Raw genomic sequence first — 19989 nt, 5'->3', positions numbered from 1 at the left:
TATTTTGTCAACTTCGTTAGTCATTAGTCATTGAGAAATAATATAATATATCTTCTCTTACTCAGCACTCCCTACTCCCTACTCCCTACTCAGCACTCAGCACTCAGCACTCAGCACTTACTTTCCTAACTCTTGCGATCGCAGTGCCGCCGCTTTGACTGCTTCAATTAATGCTGAACGAAATCCTGCTTTTTCTAGTTGGGCAATTCCAGCTATTGTTGTACCACCGGGACTGGTAACACGGTCTTTGAGTTCTGCGGGGTGGATTTTGTTTTCTTGCAACAGTGTCGCTGTTCCTAAGACAGTTTGCAGGGCTAGTTGATTGGCGATCCCTCTGGGTAATCCTGCTGCTACTCCCCCGTCTGCCAGTGATTCTACCATCAAGGCTACGTAAGCAGGACCACTACCAGATAGTCCTGTGACTGCATCCATGAGTATTTCGGAAACTTCTACCACTTGTCCCACTGCCGAAAAAACTTGATGTGCTATTTTGTGATGCTTGGGACTGGTGTATGCACCTAAACACATGGCGGTAATTCCCGCCCCCACTGTGGCTGGGGTGTTGGGCATGGCTCTAATGACTGGTAACTGGGGAAATGCTGATTCTAGTTGGCTTAAGGATACTCCAGCTAAAATCGAAATTACTAAAGGCGAAATTTGAATAGTCAGAACGTCTGCTAATTCTTGAGCGATCGCACTGAATACTTGTGGTTTTATTGCTAAAAATACTACTTCGTTAGCTTCCGTAAAAACCAGTCCATTATCTGTAGTGACAGTTACATTATATTTTTGTCGCAAATAGCTTTGGCGTGTCGGTAGGGGTTCGCTAACTATAACTTCTGATGGTTGATAGATTTCCCGCGCAATCAGGCGGGATAACAGGGCTTCTCCCATGACTCCGCCACCAATTAAGCCAAATTTAATAGTCATTCAGTTATATAGTCAATCGTCAATAAGAGCAGGTTTAACCTATTAATCTATGGTATGGAAAAGTGCTGAATGCTGGGTATAAACCCTTTTGCTTCAGGGGTTTCAAGCAATTAACACTGACCTAACAGCCTTAGCAGTTGCTATACAATACCATATTTCATTAAACCCGCCCGTACAATCGTCAAAAATTTTGGTTTCTGAACCTTTGACTAATTTGCAGTTACTGTACCATGCGGTTAACGTCGTTGCCCCAGGCTTGATTTGGTGTACTTGCGGGACGTGAAGGACGAACGGGCGTTTGTGGTACTTCATGAATAACTCCACCTTGGGTGCTGACTTGCACACAACTAGGCGTAAACAAAAAGATGCTTTCTCCGATTCGCTCTTGATGTCCATCGAGGGCGTAAGTCCCACCAGCGACAAAATCAACTGCTCGTTGTGCTTGATCCGGGTCCATGATGGTCAAGTTTAAAACAACTGACTTACGCTCTCTGAGGGCTTGAATTGCTTGGGGCATTTCTTCAAATGTACGCGGCTCAAGTACTAACACTTCTGAAATACCGTTAATCGCTCCTGGCATATTAATCACATTCCCCATCGTAGACTTTGTTCCTGAGGCTACATCATCACCCATTGTAGTCATGGGTTCCCGCCAGCGTCGATTTTGAGCAGTGGCTTCTGCTGGTGCTGTTTGGGGATTTTCTTCTTGATAAAGGTTTTGGTAGTTACCAGGATCTGTATCGGTTTCTTCTTCGTAATATTCGTATTCCACTTGCTCATTCAGACCTACAAAGTCTCGCAGTTTCGTAAATATGTTGTTCATTCTTATGCTCCTGATAAAAGTTACCCTGATTGCTTTGGCTATTAGTTAATGTAACCAGACTTGATTGCTACAAAGTTCAGACGACTTAATAATTTTATCGCTGTCTGTAGCTTCTATTACAACTAGGGTTAATGAATTGACGTTTTGGGGAACGCCTGTAGATTAACTCACACGCAATAATGAGTCAAGATTATAGCCTAATGATTGTTTGAAATAAAGATGACTTTCTCCCGCATTTTTTTGAGGGTTAATCTCAGTGGCTACTTAATTAATGGTATGATAACACACAGCATTTATAAAAATACCTCTGTATTTTATTCCTCCTCATTTTGATCCCAGAACCAAAGATCAACTCATACCCCAGCTAAAGTACAAGGCATTGAGAGTCATTATTCATTGGGACTAACGATGGTGAACTAAGGACTAAATCGATGGAAGATTATACCGCAGACCCTCTTCAGCCAGAGGATTTCCGCCGATTTCCAGGATAGCTTACAGCCTAAGTGCGTTGACCAAATAAGATAGTTCCTAATCGTACCATCGTTGATCCCGCTAGTACTGCCAGGCGATAGTCTCCTGACATACCCATTGAAAGTTCCTGCATTTTCAGGTGTGACCAGTTTTGCTGCTGAATTTCTCTGGCTAATTTGGCAGTATCATTAAATACATTCATGGTTTCAGTTTCATTCAAGCCTAAAGGCGGAATTGTCATCAAACCCTGAATTTGCAAATCTTTACATTGGTTGAGGTCAGATAAGTCAGCGAGTAGTGCTGCCACACTCCAACCCGACTTATTGGGGTCAGGAAGAATTTTTACTTGTAGACAAACTTGAGGACTGACTCCTAGTTGTGGCGCTAATTGATTTAAGCGCTGCGCCAGTTTCAAATTGTCTACAGAGTGAATCCAATCAAATAATTCCAGGGCTTTTTTAGCTTTATTACTTTGCAATCGTCCAATAAAGTGCCAGGTAATATCCGGTAAGTCTTGTAACTCGGCTTGTTTACTGGCAGCTTCTTGGATACGGTTCTCGCCAAAGTCACGAATTCCGGCGTTGTAAGCAGCGCGAATGGCTTCAGCCGGAAATGTCTTACTGACAGCAATTAACCGGACTGAAGGTGGTAGTGATTCCCTAATAGTGGTAATACGTTCGCTAATGGCACTGGTCATTGGAATGTACGTTGGAAAACACTCTGAAGTTGCTCATACTCTTGGGATTGACCACTGCGGCGTAGAGTACGCAAGCGATTTTCTAACAACATTCGAGCTTCAGTACGTCCTATAGACTGGAATTTGATCCCTTTAATGTCGTTTGCAACCAAAAAAAACAACCGTTGGGCATAAAGTGTAGTGAACAGATCCTGGTTCTCATCGACCATACAGATCCGATAAAGCAAACCCCAAGTTGGATGATTTATGTAAGTTTCTGAGATTTCTGGATTCATTTAATAGTCAAGGTAGGAGTATATATATCTTTTCGCAGATCAGTACAAATGTTCAGAAGATAATACACCCCTTTCGCCAGAATATTTGGTTAACTTATGGGAAAATCACTGATTCTGGCCATTGAATGGCTGTGTTCAAAACCTTGATTGTGTTTTGAATAGGCAGATGAAGCTGGCCGTAGAAGCGTAGAAATGCACAAGATATCAGAAAAGCAATTACTTATGTCTGTCTGCTTTGGCTCTTTTCCATATTGCCATAATTATCGCTCTATGGAGCAAAATGGGCAAGGGGATGATGAGGTTAAGCCAAATTTCCTAATACTATTCTAGCACCCCAGAATAGTGTGAGCATAGCGATCGCTAACCAATCTCTAGCTTTGAGGCGTAATTCGTGCCATTTGACTTGATGTTCGTTGGGACTGGTGAAACCGCGCACCATCATTGCACTAGCCATTTGTTCGGCACGTAAGAGGAGATTCTTTAACAATCTTTCTGCGACTGTCATTCCAACTTTGACTGCGCCTTTTAACCCCAGTTTTTTCCAATTAATTGCCCTAGTCATGACAGAACGAATTAAATTTTGTACTTCTTCGAGAACTAGGGGAATAAATCGCAAGGACAAAGTTAAGGTTAGAGTAATTTCAGTGACGGGGACTTTGAAGCGTCGTAGGGGTTGCATTAAGCTTTCTATTGCAGTCGTAATTTCTTCTGGTGCGGTTGTGAGCAAATATAGGTTACTGCTGTAAATTACGGTGAATATAATCGTACTGACTCTGATAGCCAAATCGATGGATCGGCGAGTTACTTTAACTGGCCCTTTATGAAATAGGATGTAGCTGTAGCCTTTGCTGTCGCCTCCTGTTGCGGCTGGGATAATATCGGTATTTCTGGCGTTTGCTGGCTGAGTTAATACTTGTTCGTTAGTGGGTAGGCGTGGCTGATATTGTACACCCAAACCATCAGGACTGATACTGATTAGTAGGAAAACAAACAGTGCTAGGGTTAACAGCCAGCCCATTTGTTGTTTCCAGACTCGCCGGGGTATTCTGGCGATGACAGTAAAAATAATTAATAGTGCAACCAGTAGTATTCGCCACTCGTTATTAGCAAAGCTGTAGCTAGTTAGAAAGCTCATCAACCAAGCAATTTTGACACGAGGATCGAGTTTATGTAGCCAAGTTTGCGGTTGTTCTAAGTACAGTCCAAGTGGTAGCGATCGCAATAAATCCATATTTGAATGCTGGGTAGTAGAATATCAGGGTTTGTATTCACTATTTTGACCTGACATACCCTGAAATATAACCCTTAAGGGGCAGGGGCTGTAATTCGTAATTCGTAATTCGTAGTTCGTAGTTCGTAATTCGTAATTCGTAATTCGTAATTCTCTACTAGGCAGGGAGCAGGGAGCAGGGAGCAGGGGTAAAGAAACGAGTTAGCCGGGCATGAAGTCAGCGATCGCCGTTGGCAGTGGCAGGGAGCAGGGAGCAGGGAGCAGGGGTAAAGAAACTTACTCAACACTTTCCCCACTCAGCACTCAGCACTCAGCACTCAGCACTTTCCCCACTCAGCACTCAGCACTCACTTAACGCGAGTCGCTCTATTGACGCTACCAACTTCCATCTCTCGCACCTTTTTACTGCGCCAAAGTAAACGCATGGGTGTACCTTTAAACCCTAATTGTTTGCGGAATTGTCTTTCAATGTAGCGGCGGTAGTTGTCATTAAAGCGTTTGGCTTCGTTGACGAATAGGGCAATGGTTGGGGGTTGGATGCCCACTTGAGTCCCATAGTAGATTTTGCCTTGACGACCACCCCTAGAAGCTGGGGGCGAATGCCAACTCACAGCGTCTGTCAGGACTTCGTTAATTACAGATGTACTCACACGGCGTTTGTGTGATTCAGCTGCTTCATTCACTAAGTCTAAAATTTTGTCTACCCGTTGTCCTGTGGAGGCACTGACAAAAATGATTTCTGCCCATTCTGTAAAGTGTAACCGGGCTTCTATTGTTTTTTCGTAGTCGTAAATGGTGTATGAGTCTTTTTCAATCGCATCCCATTTGTTGACGACGATAATACAAGCTCGACCTTCGTCAATAATTCGCCCGGCTAATTTTTGGTCTTGGTCTGTGACTCCATCTAAGGCATCAATGACCATTAAAACTACATCGGCGCGGCGAATTGCTTTGAAAGCACGGTTAATACTAAAGAATTCTGTACCGTAATCTATTTGTTTTTTTCTGCGAATGCCGGCGGTGTCAATTAAGCGATAGACTTGCTCATTCCGTGAAATTACGGTGTCAATAGCATCGCGTGTTGTCCCAGAAATGGGGCTAACAATTGACCTTTCTTCACCCACAAAAGAATTCAATAAACTGGATTTGCCGACATTGGGGCGGCCGATAATGGCTACTTTAATCTCGTTATCTTCTGCTATTTCTGTAACGATGGGGATGTGACTAATTAACTCGTCGAGTAATTCGCCTGTACCACTACCATGAATTGCGGAAATGGGGTAAGGTTCGCCCAAGCCTAATCCCCAAAATTCCGAGGCTTGAACTGCGCCTTGGTCTGGGGATTCACATTTATTTACAGCCAGTAAAACAGGTACTGGTTGTTGGCGTAACCATGTAGCAATTTCTTGATCAGACCCTGTGAGGCCAGTTTGACCGTCTACAACCAAAATAGCGGCGCTGGCTTGTGTAAGGGCTGTGAGTGCCTGTTGGCGAATCAATGGCAGGAATTCGGTATCGTCGTTAAAGACTAAACCGCCTGTATCTACAACTAGAAAATCGCGATCGCGCCAGTAAGATGGCATATAAGTGCGATCGCGTGTCACACCCGGTTCGTCGTGGACAATCGCCGTTTGTTCCCCGGCGAGACGATTAACCAGGGTGGATTTGCCCACATTCGGGCGACCGATAATAGCAACAATTGGCAGTCCCATAAAACCAGGGTGAGTGAGAGAGATAGTATATCACCTAATATCTATTTATTTTAACTTCTTTAATTCTTTTATTTAATTATTCAACCCTAATGCGAAATTTAATGGCGCATCTTAAAAGTCATTGTTATTCACTGTAACCAGCAGATTTTGATTCACAAGGGTTTATTTTTGAGATATTCTATAACCAAATGAGCCTTTTAAAATCGTTATCAATCAGCTTATGAGCCGTTCAGTCCCCTATCAGCCTTTGTTGTTGCGAATTTTGCATGGCATCAGTGGAATTTTAGTAATTACGGCAATCATTACCGGCTTTTTAGTTTACAACACCTTTGACCAAAGATTTGGTAAAATCCCCGTTCCCAAAATTGCTCCCATTCAGGATATTCACGGTACTTTGGGTTTATTCTTCTTACTTTTATTACCAGCGTTCACACTTTATAGCTTTCATGCTGGAGAAAAGCGGCTATTACAACCAGACTCTATCCAAAAACTCACACAGGTTGGTAAACCAATTTGGTGGATGAGTCTACAACGTATTGTTAATACTCTGATGTTGATTGCCTCGGTTTTGGCGGTAATCTCTGGCAGAATGATGAAGGAAGAATGGCTTCCTATAGGTGAACTTGATCACCTGTGGTATTATTTCCATCTCATTGCTTGGGTGATCATGGTTTGTTGTTTAGCTATTCATTTGTTGATGTCTGCTAAAGTGGGTGGTGCGCCATTGTTACTATCAATGTGGTCAGGGAAATTCCGCCCAGGAGATAGTCCGAGAAACTGGTATAGTCGTTTGCGTAGTTGGTCGAGTAATTTTCCCAATAATTTTAGTAGTGCTGAAATTAATCAGTTAATAGAAAGTAATTTTTCTCTGAGAATTATTCAAGTTATTGTATTGGTGGGAATTATTGTGGCTTTTGTGTCACCCCTGTTTTTTGCTGGTAATCAATAAGTTAATAAATAATCCATTACAAATGAAAATAGCTGTATCTAACGCAATGAGCGAAAAATTACCCGTCCTGGAGTTTCTTCTTGATTAATCCGTGCATAAACCCGCAGACAAGTTAAAATTTCTCCAGGAACACCGCCACAGTTCAGTTGTAGGTCGTCTTTGGAAAATTTACAGACATCGGCGTAGAGTCCAGATAATTGGCGAATCTTCACGTCATAACCCAGGTTAATCGCCGTTTGAGCAATTTTTTTCAAAATGCGTCGTGATTCTTGCTGTAAGTTTCCCCACCATGAATAACGCTCGACTGGAGGGATAAATACGAGGGAATGTATGGCTTCATCTATGTCTATCCATGCACGCAAACTGAATAATTCATCAGAATTTGACTCAGCTTGTTGTATGCGATGCCAGCGATCGCTTAAAGTATTGATATATTGAGTCCTTTGTTCTGGTTGAGACTGTAAAGGCATAATATCAAAGCTAAACACGCTTTTCAAGGCATGATGTAAATCTGGATCTATGTCTATAAATCTCAAAAATAGATGCACGAAACCAGCTAGACAATATAAATTTCCATATTCTGCAACTGGGTTAATTCCTGTTTTTAATAATGCTTTTTCAGACAGAGATAATCCTGGGGCTATTACAGCACCTTTAAGTCCGGGGTAGATAATTTCATCTCGGCTAAAAGGCAATTGATGTAGATGCAAATTATCTGCTAAAGCACCAATTCCGTGAGCGAATTCTAAAGCCTTTTGTCGCCAAGCTGTGGCTAAATTTTCGGGAACTCGCAGCAGTTTTCGGTGAATTTCGTGCCATAAATCAGCATCTGTTTGGCTTTGTAGTGATGAATTGCCTAAATATACTTTGAGTTCAGTATCAGCAACAAAGGCTTCTCGGAGATGAATCAGTTTTAACTCTCCTGGAGATGATATCTGGAGGAGGATATTTTCTGGAATAGACTCTGGCTGGGGTTGCAATAAGTTGGAGATTTCTTGTAGTAATTCGTCACATATTTCTGTTCCAGGATCAAGGGGAAATTCTGTGCGGGCTTGATTTAAGGTGGCTTCTAGTCCGTACAGGCTAAATTTTAGGAGTTTGGCTAATTCTGAGTTTTCTATTGCTAATAACTGACGTATTTGGTGCATGAATATTCATTATAAAATTTATTTTTTTCTCCCGCAATAGACACTAAAGTTAAGACGGTTCAGTTAGGTTATAACTTTTTGGGAAAGTCAATTTTTTAACGTTCGCGTAGCGTGCGCGCAGCGCATACCGCCAAGTACGCCTTGGCTCTAGCCTCTCCCTTTGGAAGAAGGACGCAGAGGGAAGAAGAAGAAGAAAGAAAGAAAGAAGGAAAGAAAGAAAGAGGGAAGAAATGCTTAATGTATACCGCAAAAGGGATCGCGTTCTTTATCAACTTCGTTGGGTTGCAGTTCTAGTTCCGCACGATAAACACATCCGGCTTGTTTGAGACATTCTTGGCTTGTGGATGTCCAATAGGGAACTTCTCCGGCGTGCATTCTGAGAATCCCTTTGTTATCGAGAGTTACACAATATTTACACGGGTAATCTGTGGTGATGTCTGGTTTACTTAATGCCCCAATTCGTATCCATTTTTTGCTATTAGTTGTAGTATCTGTTTGATAAATATAAAAAGTGTGCTGACTTGTTTGAGGAAAGGGTGGTAAAGGATTACTAACTAAACCGTTTTCGGGCTGATTGTCGCTACTATGGAGATAGTGAAATTCTCTGAGGAATTTACTTTCATCTTTGTCAACTTCAAATACTAAATGATAAGCATTTGGTTGGTCAACTGTGGCAGATTCAATGACATTGATAGCAATGTCACCATCATTTAAGTTTTGATGCGGTCTTTCTAAGGCAATATTCCACTTTAATTTACCATCAGCAAATAGGGCTGAGGTTTCGGAAGCTGCTAATAGTGCTGCACCTACGTCAATACCAGGAACGTCTATTAAATAATGGGGGTTTCCTTGACAAAGTAAAACATTAAATTGCAAAGTTTGGTCAATTTCAAATTGGACTTTGATTTTTTTCAGAAATTCGGCTTCTTGCATTCCGAGTTTCTTCATTAGGTTTTTGCCGTCAAAACTACCCCAGAGTCTTAAGTCTCCTTCTTCGTAATCTTGACGGTAAATAATATTAGTTAATTGTATCCCTTGCCATTCTGTACGCACTTTAGCGGCTGTTTCTGAGGGTGTGATTTGATAAAGTTCTTGTCCGGCTTTAAATATGGGTAAAAGTTCGTTGCTTTGGGTTTTGCGTTTGAAGTTACAAGGTAGATAATAAAATAGGTTTTTTACATCTATTTCTAACTGATTTGCGCCTTTTCTGAGCAATTCTTTAGACTCTTCTGGGTCAAACCTCAGCCTTCGCAGTTTCTCGGCGTAGCAAGCACCGGCGGAAGTGGCTAGTTTGGTAAATTCCAAAACAAAGGTAATTCTTTCTGGGTTCCAGACGAAATAAGGAGAGTTGCTAAATTCTTGATAAATGTGGCGTTGGACTAAATCGAGATTACAGGTTTTGCCAGATAAAATTAACCAATCAACTTTATGTGTGTTCCAAGAATCTATATTTTGGTCTTGGAAACCTAAGCGACTTTCCATTAGTCCTTTAGCAATGCCAATTCCTTCTTTAATGGTGGAAGCGGCGGCGCGTTCAAATTGTTGGTTGTCTAGAATTACGCAAATATTATCTGGATTTCTGATTTGAAATTTTATGGCACTTTGAGTTAAGATTTCAGAAATTTGTGGTTCAGAAATAGTAAAAGTGACAACAGGATAATCTGCTGGTGGCTTTTGCCCAAGTTTAAGTTTAGCAGTTTCAGCATGATCCCAGAGAGTATAAAAGGTTTGTAGCCGTTGGGGTGCTTGTTGCCATCGAGTTGGTAATACTTTTTCGGCAGTATCTAAGGCATCTTTATAACCAGTATCACCGTCAGGATTTTCTTTGTCTAAACATTTTAATAAGCTACCACTTTTGAATTTTCCTTGTTCTAAAAAACGCTCATTTAATTCAGAGTTAATTAAATCTTCTAATTTTTCGCTTTCGATGTCACCTGTAGTTATTGCTGTTAAAATAAAATCAGCGATCGCTACTTTCAATAATCTAAATATTCTCAGGGTAATTAATTCACCACCTAACTGTAAATGTCCCGAAGAACCTAATAGTTTCGGAGTCAATTTATAGTAACGTCCTCCTAAACCTCTATCTTCATGATCAGCAAAATTAGGAGTTTTATCTTCCAAAGTCAATTCAATTAAAGCTAAGTCTGTAGTTCCCCCACCAATATCCAAAACCAAGACATTTTGTGACCATTTATTTTCGACTTTGCGACAACGGGTTTTAAATGACTCAATCCCAATGTTGAGATTCCCGCCAAATTCTCGCCACAAAAAGAATATAGCTACTGATACCGCTTCATCATAAGCCGTTTGTACGTCATCAATACCCAATTGTTCGACTAATTCCTTCACTTCCTTACGCACTAATGGCGGGGCGACGGTGGGGTATGTGACAACGGCTGTGAGAAAATCGCCCTCAGAAAATCTACGTCTAGCGCGTTGGCGATAATCTTCAGTTAAATCGATTAAATGCGCCCAAGCTGCTTGAATGAGTTCGTTAACATTAATTATTTCTTCCTGATCATCCAAAATTACTGAGAAATTGCGATCCTGTCCAAAATAGCGCTTGGGTGAATGGTGAAATCTGCTGATAATTTCCTTTAAAGAAACGCTTGTACCTTGGGCTATGGCTTTTTTTCTGTTATCCCTAGCTTCCCTACCCATTCGTAACTGTAAATCTGTCAAACTAGAAACTTCCAATTCACTGGGCATTTCTGTATCGCGACGATTAATATCTAAAACGACAGGGATTAAATTTTGTGATTCTAAGGTAGGTACACGAAAAACTTCATGGTAGATTTGGTAAAGTTTTTTGCTTACCGCCCGGCGGAATTTGTCGCTATTACCTAAACATAATTCCACTTGACGAATCGCTTCTAAAAATCTTTCTTTTTGGTCACTTTCAAAAACTTCTCGCAGCTGATGGGGTTCAATTTCTAAGTTTTTGCTAATGTCAGCAATAAACTTGTCCCAGTCGTGAGAATTGACATCAGGTAAAGCCACCGATGCCGGAGAACTTAACCATTCTACCATGCGATCGCGCAAGCGGATTTCTTGTTCTTTCGGTAAAATTTCCGCAATTGGCACTTCAATAGGGTCGAAAAGTGTAACTGTAGAATTGGATGTACCAAAATCTAAAGCAAACCATCCTGGAAATCTTTTTTGGGGTTTATTGCTGCTTTTTTTATCAATATATTTACTAATTTCTATAGGACTACTAACAGCATCATAATCAATTATTTCTTCTTCAAAAATTATGGGAGACCACAGATAACATGAAGCCCCACTTTGTCTAGGTTCAGATAGAATTGGATCACCTAAAACATCAGAATCAAAATACTCAACAATTACCTCCAAAGTGCAATTAATTGGTTCACTTAAAGGACGCTCTAATTTACAAGGATATTGTTCTAATTGACCAATTTGGGAGATTTTAGGAGTAACAGAATCAAAAGGTTTATATGCCTTCTTAATTTGGATAGCTAAATCCTCTGGAGTACCAGTAACAATACAATTAATTCTCGCAATATGAGGTACATTATCCCCAGCCGCAACTAATTGAATAGTAGGTAATTCCAAATATTCATTTTCCCTAGCACGCACTTGAAAATTAGGTGAAAGCCGAATTTCTACAGCCATTTATGCCTCCTTATATTATCTAACTTGTAAATCAACTACTTAATTATCTGTAGTAAAACTCCCCTCTTCATTCTTCCTTTGTGTCCTCTGTGGTTTGTTTCTCATCCATCCTAAAAACTTTCATCCGTATAAGAACTAGTAGAAACCTGAGAAAGAATCTGCAACCAAGTAGGAATAGCCACCTTAACCGGAGAATTTCCCGCCGCAATATATCTGAGTAAAGCTTCCTTTTTAGAAAGATTTTGCAAAGTTGGAATAACTTGATCCAAAATACCTTCCAATTCAGCATTCACCTGTTGATTAATTTCACTCACATATTGCACCAAATGCAGACTAGCACTAGCAATTATTTCATCTCGCAGTCGTAACACAAAAAGTTGATGATTCCCAGTTCTGGGTAAATCTGAGCTTTTTTCAGGAGACCAATCAAAGATTTGTCCAATATTGTGTTTTTCATCTTTACGCGCCAAAGGAAACATAATTTCTGGTGAAATTGACTGTTCCTTGCTATTAATTTCTGATATAATTGCCTCTTGCCATTGATTAGGATCGCATCCTAAAAGTAATTTGTAAAAGATATCAGCTTCTTCCACACCAAACTTTGTTTCAATTTCTGGTTCCATTTCAGGAGAAAGATTCGCCTGTAAATGATCGCGTTCTGCGGCTATATGATGAGATAATTGACTTAATAAATCTACCACAGCTTGATGAATGCGATCGCGGGCAAAACCTTCTAACTCCTTCACAGTTTTAGCAAAGGCTGGATAAAAATCCTCACTTTTCGTTGGTAGAGTACTATTAACTCTATTTCCTCGGTCAAATAACTTGCCGGCTGCACCTTTAAATTCGGCAATAGTGATATTACCGTTGTTAGCTTTATTAAATAGTAAAGTCCACTCATTCCAGTTGAGAATTTTAAAAGTGAGTTCGTCTTTCACCACATCACTAACCACATCTCCCCGACGGTCTTTAAGTGGTTCTTTCCCTAAACTCTTTTGGAAATTCCGATAAGTTTTATCTAAATTTTCTATAGCAGCCCGAAACTCAATTAAATCCTGAGTATCTGCGGTGGGAATGCCTTGTTCATGAATTTCGGCAATAATGTTTTTGAGATGTTCTTGTTGTTGCAGTAAATTATCAGCAGACCTTTGAGTATCGTGATACAGTTGTTTTAGTCCATGACTAGCAACATGATTTTGAATTAATTCTCGCAGTTTAGCAATACCACCATCTTGAGCAAAGTAACTCAGTTGTCTGCCTAAATGACTGCGTGGATCAGATTCTAATAGCCGTGTACTTAAAAGTTCCCACTTTTGTTGCAATCGCTTCGACCGTTCTAAATAATCAGGATAATCTAAATTAGCTAAAAATTCTGGTGAACCTGCTTTCACTGTACTAGAACGTTTTGCTAACTCTGCCAGCCCTAGTAATGGCGATAATAAAACAATCCGGTCTTGTTGGGTGGTAAATGCACTCGCAGTATCAACGGTGGTTTGTAAAACTTTCAATTTGCGGAAAACATCGTCTTCCTCTAAAAGTCTACTACTTTCTATTAATCGGTCAAGTTCTCGTTCACAACCTTCACTATCTAAAGGTAATTGATCAAAACGACCCACCCCCACTAAAATTAAATCTTTGAGGTCTTGTCCTGGCCTCTGCTGCTGCATCATCGTGAAAATTTTATTGGCGCGATCGCTTCCAGGAGTTTTACCATTTAATAACACTAAAATAGTCTGTACTTCTGCTAACTCCCGCAATGATAAAAAAGTATCTCTAGCACCAGAATTAGCAGCCCCTAATCCGGGAAAATCTAACAGCACAAATTCTGAAGCCCCGGCAAAATCCCAAATTTCTCGTGATATTTTTACCTCAATATCCACACGACGAATCAGTGGAAAACTGTTATGTAAAAGCTTAGTAGGTAATCTTTGGGGTGGGCTAGGTAATCGGATATGAGATGGAGGCAAATCTTCAAAACGGAGAGTTTGGATAGCCATTGGCTGTTCAGTCAGCTGTAGTCCCTCATGGGCGGTGATAGCATCAATTTGGTAATGTCCACCACACATAGCTTCACCATAAGCTTGATAGGCACGCAGGAACAATACCAACTCTCGCAGTAAATAACGTAATTCTAGATTTTTACTACTATTCCATGTATCCTCGCACCAATTAATAATATCTTTGCGAGTGTTGAATTTTGATAGAGAAATAGGTTCAAGTCCAGCTGCCTTCGTTCGCCGGCTGGCTTCCTCTAACATGAATTGTAAACATTCATTTACGCCTTCATGAGAAAGATACTCTACCCTAAAATTATCTGCCTGAGTTGTAGCAAAGCCTGATTGCGGCACAATGTGAATAGCTGTCACATTACCTGTAGTGGGGTTTTCACTAATTGGTAAGGCATCAGCATAACCAATCAAACTGCCCAAAAGTAAAGTTTTGCCGCTACTAAATTCTCCCATCACTCCAATTCTAACTGGAGATGTGGCAAGTTCTACAGTTTTCTCAGCAGCTTCCCGGAGACGTATCAGACAGTCATCCAGGCTAGTTGGTATCCAATCTTCTTGTTTAGAAGGATATTGAGGTACTGAGTCTAATTTTTGTAAGATAAATTCGCCGTACTCTTTAAAACAATCTAATTGTTCTATTTCCATAAAAATTTTTTTCCTTTGGCATTAATTTCTGTGAGTTTTATAACATAAAAAAATCTAATCAGCAGATATTCATGCAACTTGTTTCTATCACACTTTGCGTCATTATCAAATTATTTATTACTGGGGATAGATTTAACTTTACTGACTTAAACAATTCTTAACCGGATGCTTATCTGGAAAAGTTGAAAAATCAACAATAAATATTCTTAGCTTTCAGTATCATTTATTTCTTTAATTGTATTTAACACCAGTAAATTTCATCTCAACCCCAAGACAAAAATCCCCTGGCCCTGTTTCTTTATGCGTCCAAGCGGTGTCAATGGGATCATCAGGTAATCCATTCACAATTACGGCTGCACCTGCTTGAGCAAATTTATGAGCGATCGCTTCTCTAATTCCTGTATCAGCACCTATGATAATGGACACCTTATTGTCTAAATGTTTCACCACAGAAACACCTCCTAAAAATCTGTGAGTAGCTGATTAACGGTAAATCGAGCTTTTTGAACCCACATAGGTGGGTTTCGTCTGTATAGCCAATTTAAGTAATAAATTAGACTTTTCAAACAACCTCTCTTTGTCAACTAACGGTGTGTATACACATCCAAAAACCGTTCATAAGGATTTGGAGTAATTGAATCATTTTTGTGTACACGTTAGCATCAACTAGAGAGGGGAGTTAAAACGACTGAAGAGTTTCAATTGCAATTGGTTATCTAGCAACAACAGATACCAAAAGAATGTAAATAAAAACAAATAATATGAATTCTTGCTTTAAATTAATTTATTTTACTCATTTTATGTAGTAGATGCACCCTCAAGCCGTAAGTAACGCTCTTTGTTTTATATTCCATAATATAAGGTAATTTTTAACTAATTTCATCTATCTTATGGTTAATTTAAATATATTGGTTTTTGCAGTAGTGAAGATAATTTAAATCCTGACTTAGTGAGTTAATTAGTAATCTTAATAACTATCAAATTTGTAACAATGTAGATTTAATTACTAGAAACACTTGCAGCAAGTGTTCACGAAGATGTGAGGATTGATAGATAGCGATTTTCACATGAATTAGAATAGTGTTGATAGCTCAAATTATTGCAGATACTGGCTTTATACAGCACTTTGCGCTATTAAGTAAGTCGTCGCCAATAATTAAAGGTTTGTTGTCAGGACTAAAGTTTTGAATTAAGGGCTAAAGCCCTGACTACGAGCTAAGTTACAATATTTTTATATTTCTGCACACTATAGCCATAATCAATGATGTCTGAAATCTGATTTGTTCATTTTACTGTTAAAAAAAGTAAAACCCCAGAACTGGGAATCCCTGGGGTTTTTAACCTGACCACACTTATAGTTTTAATAGAAAATTTGGAGAAAATCTTAATTCCAATAGACATAAATATGTGAATTTTGTCTTAAAAATATTGACAAATACAGCTATGTTGATGCTAGTTAAAGTTTGATTTATCAATTAGATACAAATTTGCGTGATTCAATGATGAATACTAACACAAATATCATCTGTTAGATAGAGAAATAAAAAGATATATTTTCGTGATTTATGTCTAAAGTTGTAATTTATCTAGCTTGATTTATTGTTGGGAATCAAGAAAAATAAAAACATCATGATACAACATGATTGTAGCCAAAAAAAGTGACAGAAAGCCTACTTAATGCCCGCGCCTGTGGGCATTTTTTATTGTGCAAAAAACCCTATAGCTACAAGGGGAACAGTATTTCATCGCTGCAAAATTTCTATTTTATGGTTTTGCTCCAAGACTTGAATCACGCTATTATATTTCTCCTGTACATCTTGGCGGTCTTGTGATTCTGGCAACCCTTCATGGCTACCCCTCTCAATCATGTCAGCATGACGCTTGAGAACTTGATGATATTGGGAGTTGTGGGTACAAGTGGCAACTAAAGCGATCGTTTTGAGTAAATGAATCGTCACAGCAGCATCAGTCCGGCTATTCTAGTGCATCCCATAGCTTGGATAACTTGACATTATTCATGATTTATGATTCCTTTCGTGAGCATTTACCTTGCCATTACGATCCTGCAATTGGGCTAATCGTTGGATTGAACCGCCAATGCTACGTGGTTTGGGGACTTTGTTTTTACCTGCTGGCCAACCTTCTCGCTGATGAGTGCGATCGCCATCTGTTTCTTCGGTTTGGTCGTGGAATAAAATTTGTCTGGTAGGATATGGTAAATCAATGCCATTTTCCACATAAAGTTTTTGCTTAATTGCAGAGATGACTTGATCCCGTGAATCTAGGGCATCTGACCATCGGGGTGGTTGAATCCACCATCGCGCCCGGATATTCACACTATTGTCGGCCAGTTCCATCACCAGAACATCAGGAGGCGGGTCTTTTAACACAACATCTACACTATGCATAGCTTCCAGCATTAACTGCTTTGTCCAGTCCAGATCATCACCGTAGCCAACGCCAACATCATATTCTAGGCGACGATTCTCAAAAGCGGTATTTACAGTTACCGAATTGGTAAACAGTTCAGAGTTGGGAATCACAATCCGCCGACCATCGTAAGTTCTGATAGTTGTCGCCCGTGTTTCAATGTTTTCTACCGTACCTTCAAAGTCCTTAAAAACAATTTGGTCATTGATTTGGAACGGTTCTGTAAGTAAAATTAAAATTCCCGCTAAAAAGTTTTGCAAAATATCCCGGAAAGCAAAACCGATTGCTACCCCACTAATTCCCAGCAATTGCACCAAATCTGATGCTTTGAGTGAGGGAAAAACAATGGATAGAGAAATAAACAAACCCACCAGAACTGTAGTACCTTGTGCCAATCTCCCCAACACCATACCCAAATTGCGCGCATAGGTGCGATGACTAGTTAAGCGTCTAACTATTCGCTTGATTGATCTCCCGAAAATTACAAAGATGGTAAAAACAAACAACCCTAGTACAATATTGGGTAGCAGAATAATGAAGTCGTTAGCCATTTTTTGCACCCTGTCCAAAAGTGCTGATATCTCTGCATTCATCCAGATTCCTCACTGTTCAGTCGTTGCTGATGATAGCCAAAAGTCAGAGAATTAAATACCTTCTCAGGGTTAGATTTTGGTATACGGCAAGATAGATTTTTCAAAGAGGCAAGGTAGCAGGTAAAATATAAATGTATTCATAATTTACGTGAATAAATCTATGAAATTGCAAACTACTACCCAAGAAATTAAAATAGTTAAAGCTTACTACACCCCAGAAGAATATTTAGAACTAGAAGCAAAAGCTGATGATAAAAATGAATTTCGAGATGGAGAAATTATTCCTGTGACTGGGGGAACTACCAATCATAATAAGTTGGCGTTAAATCTAGCAACTAGCTTAAATTTAGCATTATTTGATTTAGAATACGAAGTTTATATTGGTGATGTGAAATTGTGGATACCACGCTATCGGCAGTTTACCTATCCTGATGTGATGGTAATTGAGGGTGAACCTGTTTATTATACTACAAATACTACAACGGTTACAAATCCTTTGTTAATTGCTGAAATTTTATCTAAATCTACCAAAGATTATGACCAGGGGGATAAATTTCTCTATTATCGCTCAATCCCTGAGTTTAAAGAATATATTTTAATTGACCAAACTCAATATTATGTGATGCAGTATGTCAAGACTCCTGAAAATCAATGGATTTTGACTGAATATGAAACAGAAAGTGCTAAGTTAAATCTGTTAACAATTAATTTAGAATTGTCTTTAAAGCAATTATATAAAAAAATTAATTTTGCTGAAAATATAGATTTGTCTTAAACACCCTCTCAGTCTTGATAATTAGATAATTCTTGTATTGCTTCTTTTCGTAATTGTTGCCGAATTGATAATGGGGCAATTACCTCGCCATTGGGTCGCCAGTCTCGCAGACGCATCAAAACGTTAATATCTCCAGTGCGTATCCAACCTATGTAGTAAGCATCATGATCTGGTTTTTGCTGCAATATTTCTAAAACTTTTTGTTGTTGGGTTTCTGGGATATTCTGCACTATTTGTTTGGGTAAGTTTTCGTAAGGAACTGCACTAAAGGAAGGATGGCGAAAAGTATTATCTACATACCGACTGGCGAAGGCGGGGGGAAAACGCAGGATGAGAAATTCTCGTGGGAGATAAAAGTTGAATCCCCAAGCTGTATCTAATTCGGTTTGAATGTAGGCTGGTGTGGGTAAGTCGCCTGTATGCCACATTTCTTTTAATGGTTTGGGAACAGCAGGATCTCCCCAGGCTAAAACGTGCAGGTTTGGTGAGGCGATGCGGTCTAGGCGATAGTTATGCCAGGTTATCTCGTTTTGGGGGTCTATACCATAGGCGCTGAGGTATTTGGCACGGCGGAGATAATGCAAGCAAACAGGATATACTGTCACTTTGACTTTGTTTTCTGCTGTTACCCAGTATTCAAACTGCACTACGCCACCGGGAGTTTTTCGCCACAGTTGTTCTATTTGTTCTTGATAGTTGTCTACTTGGTCTTGGGTTTCTGTGGAAAGGATATAGTCTAGGTGTAAAAATATTCGTTGTTGTGGCGCTTGAGTTAGTGGTGAGGTTGAGTTATGGGTGATTTGTTCCCAGAGGTTCTCCACTATGAGGTTTAAGTTGGGTTGGACAAAGGCGACTGATTCTAAGACGTGCAGTAGTTCCCAGGTTTGGGGTATGGAAAGTTGGATAAATTTGGGTTGGGCGATGGCAATTTCTGGGGGTTTTGGTAGTTCTGTTGGGGACAGAGATTGGTATTGTCCTTGATTTACTTTTCGCAACCATCCTAGATGAGTGAGGTGTTTAAGGTCATCTCTGAGGGAACGGTGGACTGTGGCAAAAGGTTTTTGCTGTAGTTGTTCCTGGAGGTGTTGCGGATTTATGCCGCTTAGTTGTAGTATTTCTGTTTGCCATTGGTTTTCAGATATGTGCAGTCCTGATGTTTGCAGAATTTCTATACAGGTGCGATGGCAAATACAGGTGAAGTCTCGACATTTGGCGGTGATTTCTGGGGGGTTGAGTTTTTCGCTTTTGGGGTGAGTTTCGGCAAATAGGCGATCGCGCAGTTGAGAATAGGTAAAATATTTGGGTAGATAATGTCCCCATTGTCCATCGCTGCCATATAGTTGATTTAATATCCACCAGTGTCTGATGGCGCGGTGGAAGCGGTTAGCTAATTGTCCAGCTGCTAACCAGTGTAAAATTTGCGGTGTGGGAGAACGGATGGCCTGCGGCATGACTTTTGTGGCGGATAATATGGTTTGGTGTGTTTACAACATTACACAATATTATTAGACAATGTTCTTAACAGGATCTCTCTGTGCAAATCATAGCCCCCTCCTCGCTTGCGGGGTGGGGTTCTTGAACCTCAGCAGACTAGATTTAGCTGAAAATAACCTGAATGATGGAGAGGACTGAAGTCCTCACTACAAGCCTCATGATAAATTT

At 39.9% G+C, this 19989-nt stretch carries 16 protein-coding genes; 3 read left to right on the top strand and 13 right to left on the bottom strand.

Annotated elements, in window-relative coordinates:
• Positions 1 to 117 precede the first annotated feature (117 nt).
• From proC to VB654_RS04740, 5 genes are all read right to left on the bottom strand, one after another.
• Positions 118 to 930 (bottom strand): pyrroline-5-carboxylate reductase, encoded by an 813-nt coding sequence (proC, locus tag VB654_RS04760; protein ID WP_323212365.1) that lies wholly within the window; start codon positions 928 to 930, stop codon positions 118 to 120.
• A 220-nt stretch (positions 931 to 1150) separates the two neighbouring features.
• The gene (locus tag VB654_RS04755; protein ID WP_323212364.1) at positions 1151 to 1753 is read right to left on the bottom strand and encodes a cell division protein SepF; all 603 of its coding nucleotides are present in this window, start codon (positions 1751 to 1753) and stop codon (positions 1151 to 1153) included.
• Positions 1754 to 2252: 499 nt separating this feature from the next.
• Complete coding sequence (locus VB654_RS04750; RefSeq protein WP_323212362.1) at positions 2253 to 2921, bottom strand: YggS family pyridoxal phosphate-dependent enzyme; 669 nt, start codon at positions 2919 to 2921, stop codon at positions 2253 to 2255.
• A complete protein-coding gene (gene pipX / locus VB654_RS04745) occupies positions 2918 to 3196 on the bottom strand; it encodes a transcriptional coactivator PipX (protein ID WP_323212360.1) in 279 nt (92 codons plus the stop codon). The genes VB654_RS04750 and pipX overlap by 4 nt, the downstream gene beginning before the upstream one ends.
• A gap of 301 nt (positions 3197 to 3497) precedes the next feature.
• Complete coding sequence (locus tag VB654_RS04740; RefSeq protein WP_323212358.1) at positions 3498 to 4427, bottom strand: energy-coupling factor transporter transmembrane protein EcfT; 930 nt, start codon at positions 4425 to 4427, stop codon at positions 3498 to 3500.
• A 211-nt stretch (positions 4428 to 4638) separates the two neighbouring features.
• Here VB654_RS04740 and VB654_RS04735 point away from each other — a divergent pair, with 211 nt between their 5' ends.
• Complete coding sequence (locus VB654_RS04735; protein WP_323212357.1) at positions 4639 to 4782, top strand: hypothetical protein; 144 nt, start codon at positions 4639 to 4641, stop codon at positions 4780 to 4782.
• Here VB654_RS04735 and der read toward each other — a convergent pair.
• Complete coding sequence (gene der, locus VB654_RS04730) at positions 4775 to 6139, bottom strand: ribosome biogenesis GTPase Der (protein ID WP_323212356.1); 1365 nt, start codon at positions 6137 to 6139, stop codon at positions 4775 to 4777. The genes VB654_RS04735 and der overlap by 8 nt on opposite strands.
• Before the next feature lie 220 nt (positions 6140 to 6359).
• On the opposite strand from der, the gene VB654_RS04725 reads away from it, so the two are divergent.
• Positions 6360 to 7088 (top strand): cytochrome b/b6 domain-containing protein, encoded by a 729-nt coding sequence (locus VB654_RS04725; protein ID WP_323212355.1) that lies wholly within the window; start codon positions 6360 to 6362, stop codon positions 7086 to 7088.
• A 38-nt stretch (positions 7089 to 7126) separates the two neighbouring features.
• Here the strand turns inward: VB654_RS04725 and VB654_RS04720 are convergent, their stop codons facing one another.
• The 6 genes from VB654_RS04720 to VB654_RS04695 form a co-directional block, all read right to left on the bottom strand.
• Positions 7127 to 8236, bottom strand: a complete 1110-nt coding sequence (locus VB654_RS04720) for a hypothetical protein (RefSeq protein ID WP_323212354.1) — start codon at positions 8234 to 8236, stop codon at positions 7127 to 7129.
• Between the two features lie 234 nt (positions 8237 to 8470).
• The gene (locus VB654_RS04715) at positions 8471 to 11875 is read right to left on the bottom strand and encodes a molecular chaperone (protein WP_323212353.1); all 3405 of its coding nucleotides are present in this window, start codon (positions 11873 to 11875) and stop codon (positions 8471 to 8473) included.
• 110 nt (positions 11876 to 11985) lie between these two features.
• Positions 11986 to 14529: a proteasome protein gene (locus VB654_RS04710; protein ID WP_323212352.1), complete on the bottom strand. Its 2544-nt coding sequence runs from the start codon at positions 14527 to 14529 to the stop codon at positions 11986 to 11988.
• A gap of 231 nt (positions 14530 to 14760) precedes the next feature.
• Positions 14761 to 14979 carry a hypothetical protein gene (locus tag VB654_RS04705; protein ID WP_323212351.1) on the bottom strand — a complete coding sequence of 73 codons (219 nt, stop codon included), beginning with the start codon at positions 14977 to 14979 and terminating at the stop codon, positions 14761 to 14763.
• Positions 14980 to 16271: 1292 nt separating this feature from the next.
• Positions 16272 to 16487 (bottom strand): hypothetical protein, encoded by a 216-nt coding sequence (locus VB654_RS04700; protein WP_323212349.1) that lies wholly within the window; start codon positions 16485 to 16487, stop codon positions 16272 to 16274.
• Positions 16488 to 16544: 57 nt separating this feature from the next.
• Positions 16545 to 17552, bottom strand: coding sequence for a mechanosensitive ion channel family protein (locus tag VB654_RS04695; RefSeq protein ID WP_323212347.1), 1008 nt, complete (start codon positions 17550 to 17552; stop codon positions 16545 to 16547).
• Positions 17553 to 17712: 160 nt separating this feature from the next.
• Here VB654_RS04695 and VB654_RS04690 point away from each other — a divergent pair, with 160 nt between their 5' ends.
• Positions 17713 to 18327, top strand: coding sequence for a Uma2 family endonuclease (locus tag VB654_RS04690; RefSeq protein WP_323212345.1), 615 nt, complete (start codon positions 17713 to 17715; stop codon positions 18325 to 18327).
• Positions 18328 to 18335: 8 nt separating this feature from the next.
• Here the strand turns inward: VB654_RS04690 and VB654_RS04685 are convergent, their stop codons facing one another.
• On the bottom strand, positions 18336 to 19778 hold the full coding sequence (locus VB654_RS04685; protein ID WP_323212343.1) for a TIGR03985 family CRISPR-associated protein: 1443 nt from the start codon (positions 19776 to 19778) through the stop codon (positions 18336 to 18338).
• Positions 19779 to 19989 lie beyond the last annotated feature (211 nt).

The organism is Nodularia sp. UHCC 0506 (assembly GCF_034931045.1).
In the GTDB taxonomy this organism is placed as follows: Bacteria; Cyanobacteriota; Cyanobacteriia; order Cyanobacteriales; family Nostocaceae; genus Nodularia.
The sequence above is the reverse complement of the archived record's forward strand: the minus strand, read 5'-3'. Positions and strand labels throughout refer to the sequence as shown.

Excerpts from the sequence above, each read along its gene's own strand:
- VB654_RS04720 (WP_323212354.1), bottom strand. The coding sequence starts at position 8,236 with ATGCACCAAATACGTCAGTTATTAGCAATAGAAAACTCAGAATTAGCC.
- VB654_RS04725 (WP_323212355.1), top strand. The coding sequence starts at position 6,360 with ATGAGCCGTTCAGTCCCCTATCAGCCTTTGTTGTTGCGAATTTTGCAT.
- VB654_RS04740 (WP_323212358.1), bottom strand. The coding sequence starts at position 4,427 with ATGGATTTATTGCGATCGCTACCACTTGGACTGTACTTAGAACAACCG.
- VB654_RS04710 (WP_323212352.1), bottom strand. The coding sequence starts at position 14,529 with ATGGAAATAGAACAATTAGATTGTTTTAAAGAGTACGGCGAATTTATC.
- pipX (WP_323212360.1), bottom strand. The coding sequence starts at position 3,196 with ATGAATCCAGAAATCTCAGAAACTTACATAAATCATCCAACTTGGGGT.
- der (WP_323212356.1), bottom strand. The coding sequence starts at position 6,139 with ATGGGACTGCCAATTGTTGCTATTATCGGTCGCCCGAATGTGGGCAAA.
- VB654_RS04735 (WP_323212357.1), top strand. The coding sequence starts at position 4,639 with ATGAAGTCAGCGATCGCCGTTGGCAGTGGCAGGGAGCAGGGAGCAGGG.
- VB654_RS04750 (WP_323212362.1), bottom strand. The coding sequence starts at position 2,921 with ATGACCAGTGCCATTAGCGAACGTATTACCACTATTAGGGAATCACTA.
- VB654_RS04685 (WP_323212343.1), bottom strand. The coding sequence starts at position 19,778 with ATGCCGCAGGCCATCCGTTCTCCCACACCGCAAATTTTACACTGGTTA.
- VB654_RS04690 (WP_323212345.1), top strand. The coding sequence starts at position 17,713 with ATGAAATTGCAAACTACTACCCAAGAAATTAAAATAGTTAAAGCTTAC.
- proC (WP_323212365.1), bottom strand. The coding sequence starts at position 930 with ATGACTATTAAATTTGGCTTAATTGGTGGCGGAGTCATGGGAGAAGCC.
- VB654_RS04695 (WP_323212347.1), bottom strand. The coding sequence starts at position 17,552 with ATGAATGCAGAGATATCAGCACTTTTGGACAGGGTGCAAAAAATGGCT.
- VB654_RS04755 (WP_323212364.1), bottom strand. The coding sequence starts at position 1,753 with ATGAACAACATATTTACGAAACTGCGAGACTTTGTAGGTCTGAATGAG.
- VB654_RS04715 (WP_323212353.1), bottom strand. The coding sequence starts at position 11,875 with ATGGCTGTAGAAATTCGGCTTTCACCTAATTTTCAAGTGCGTGCTAGG.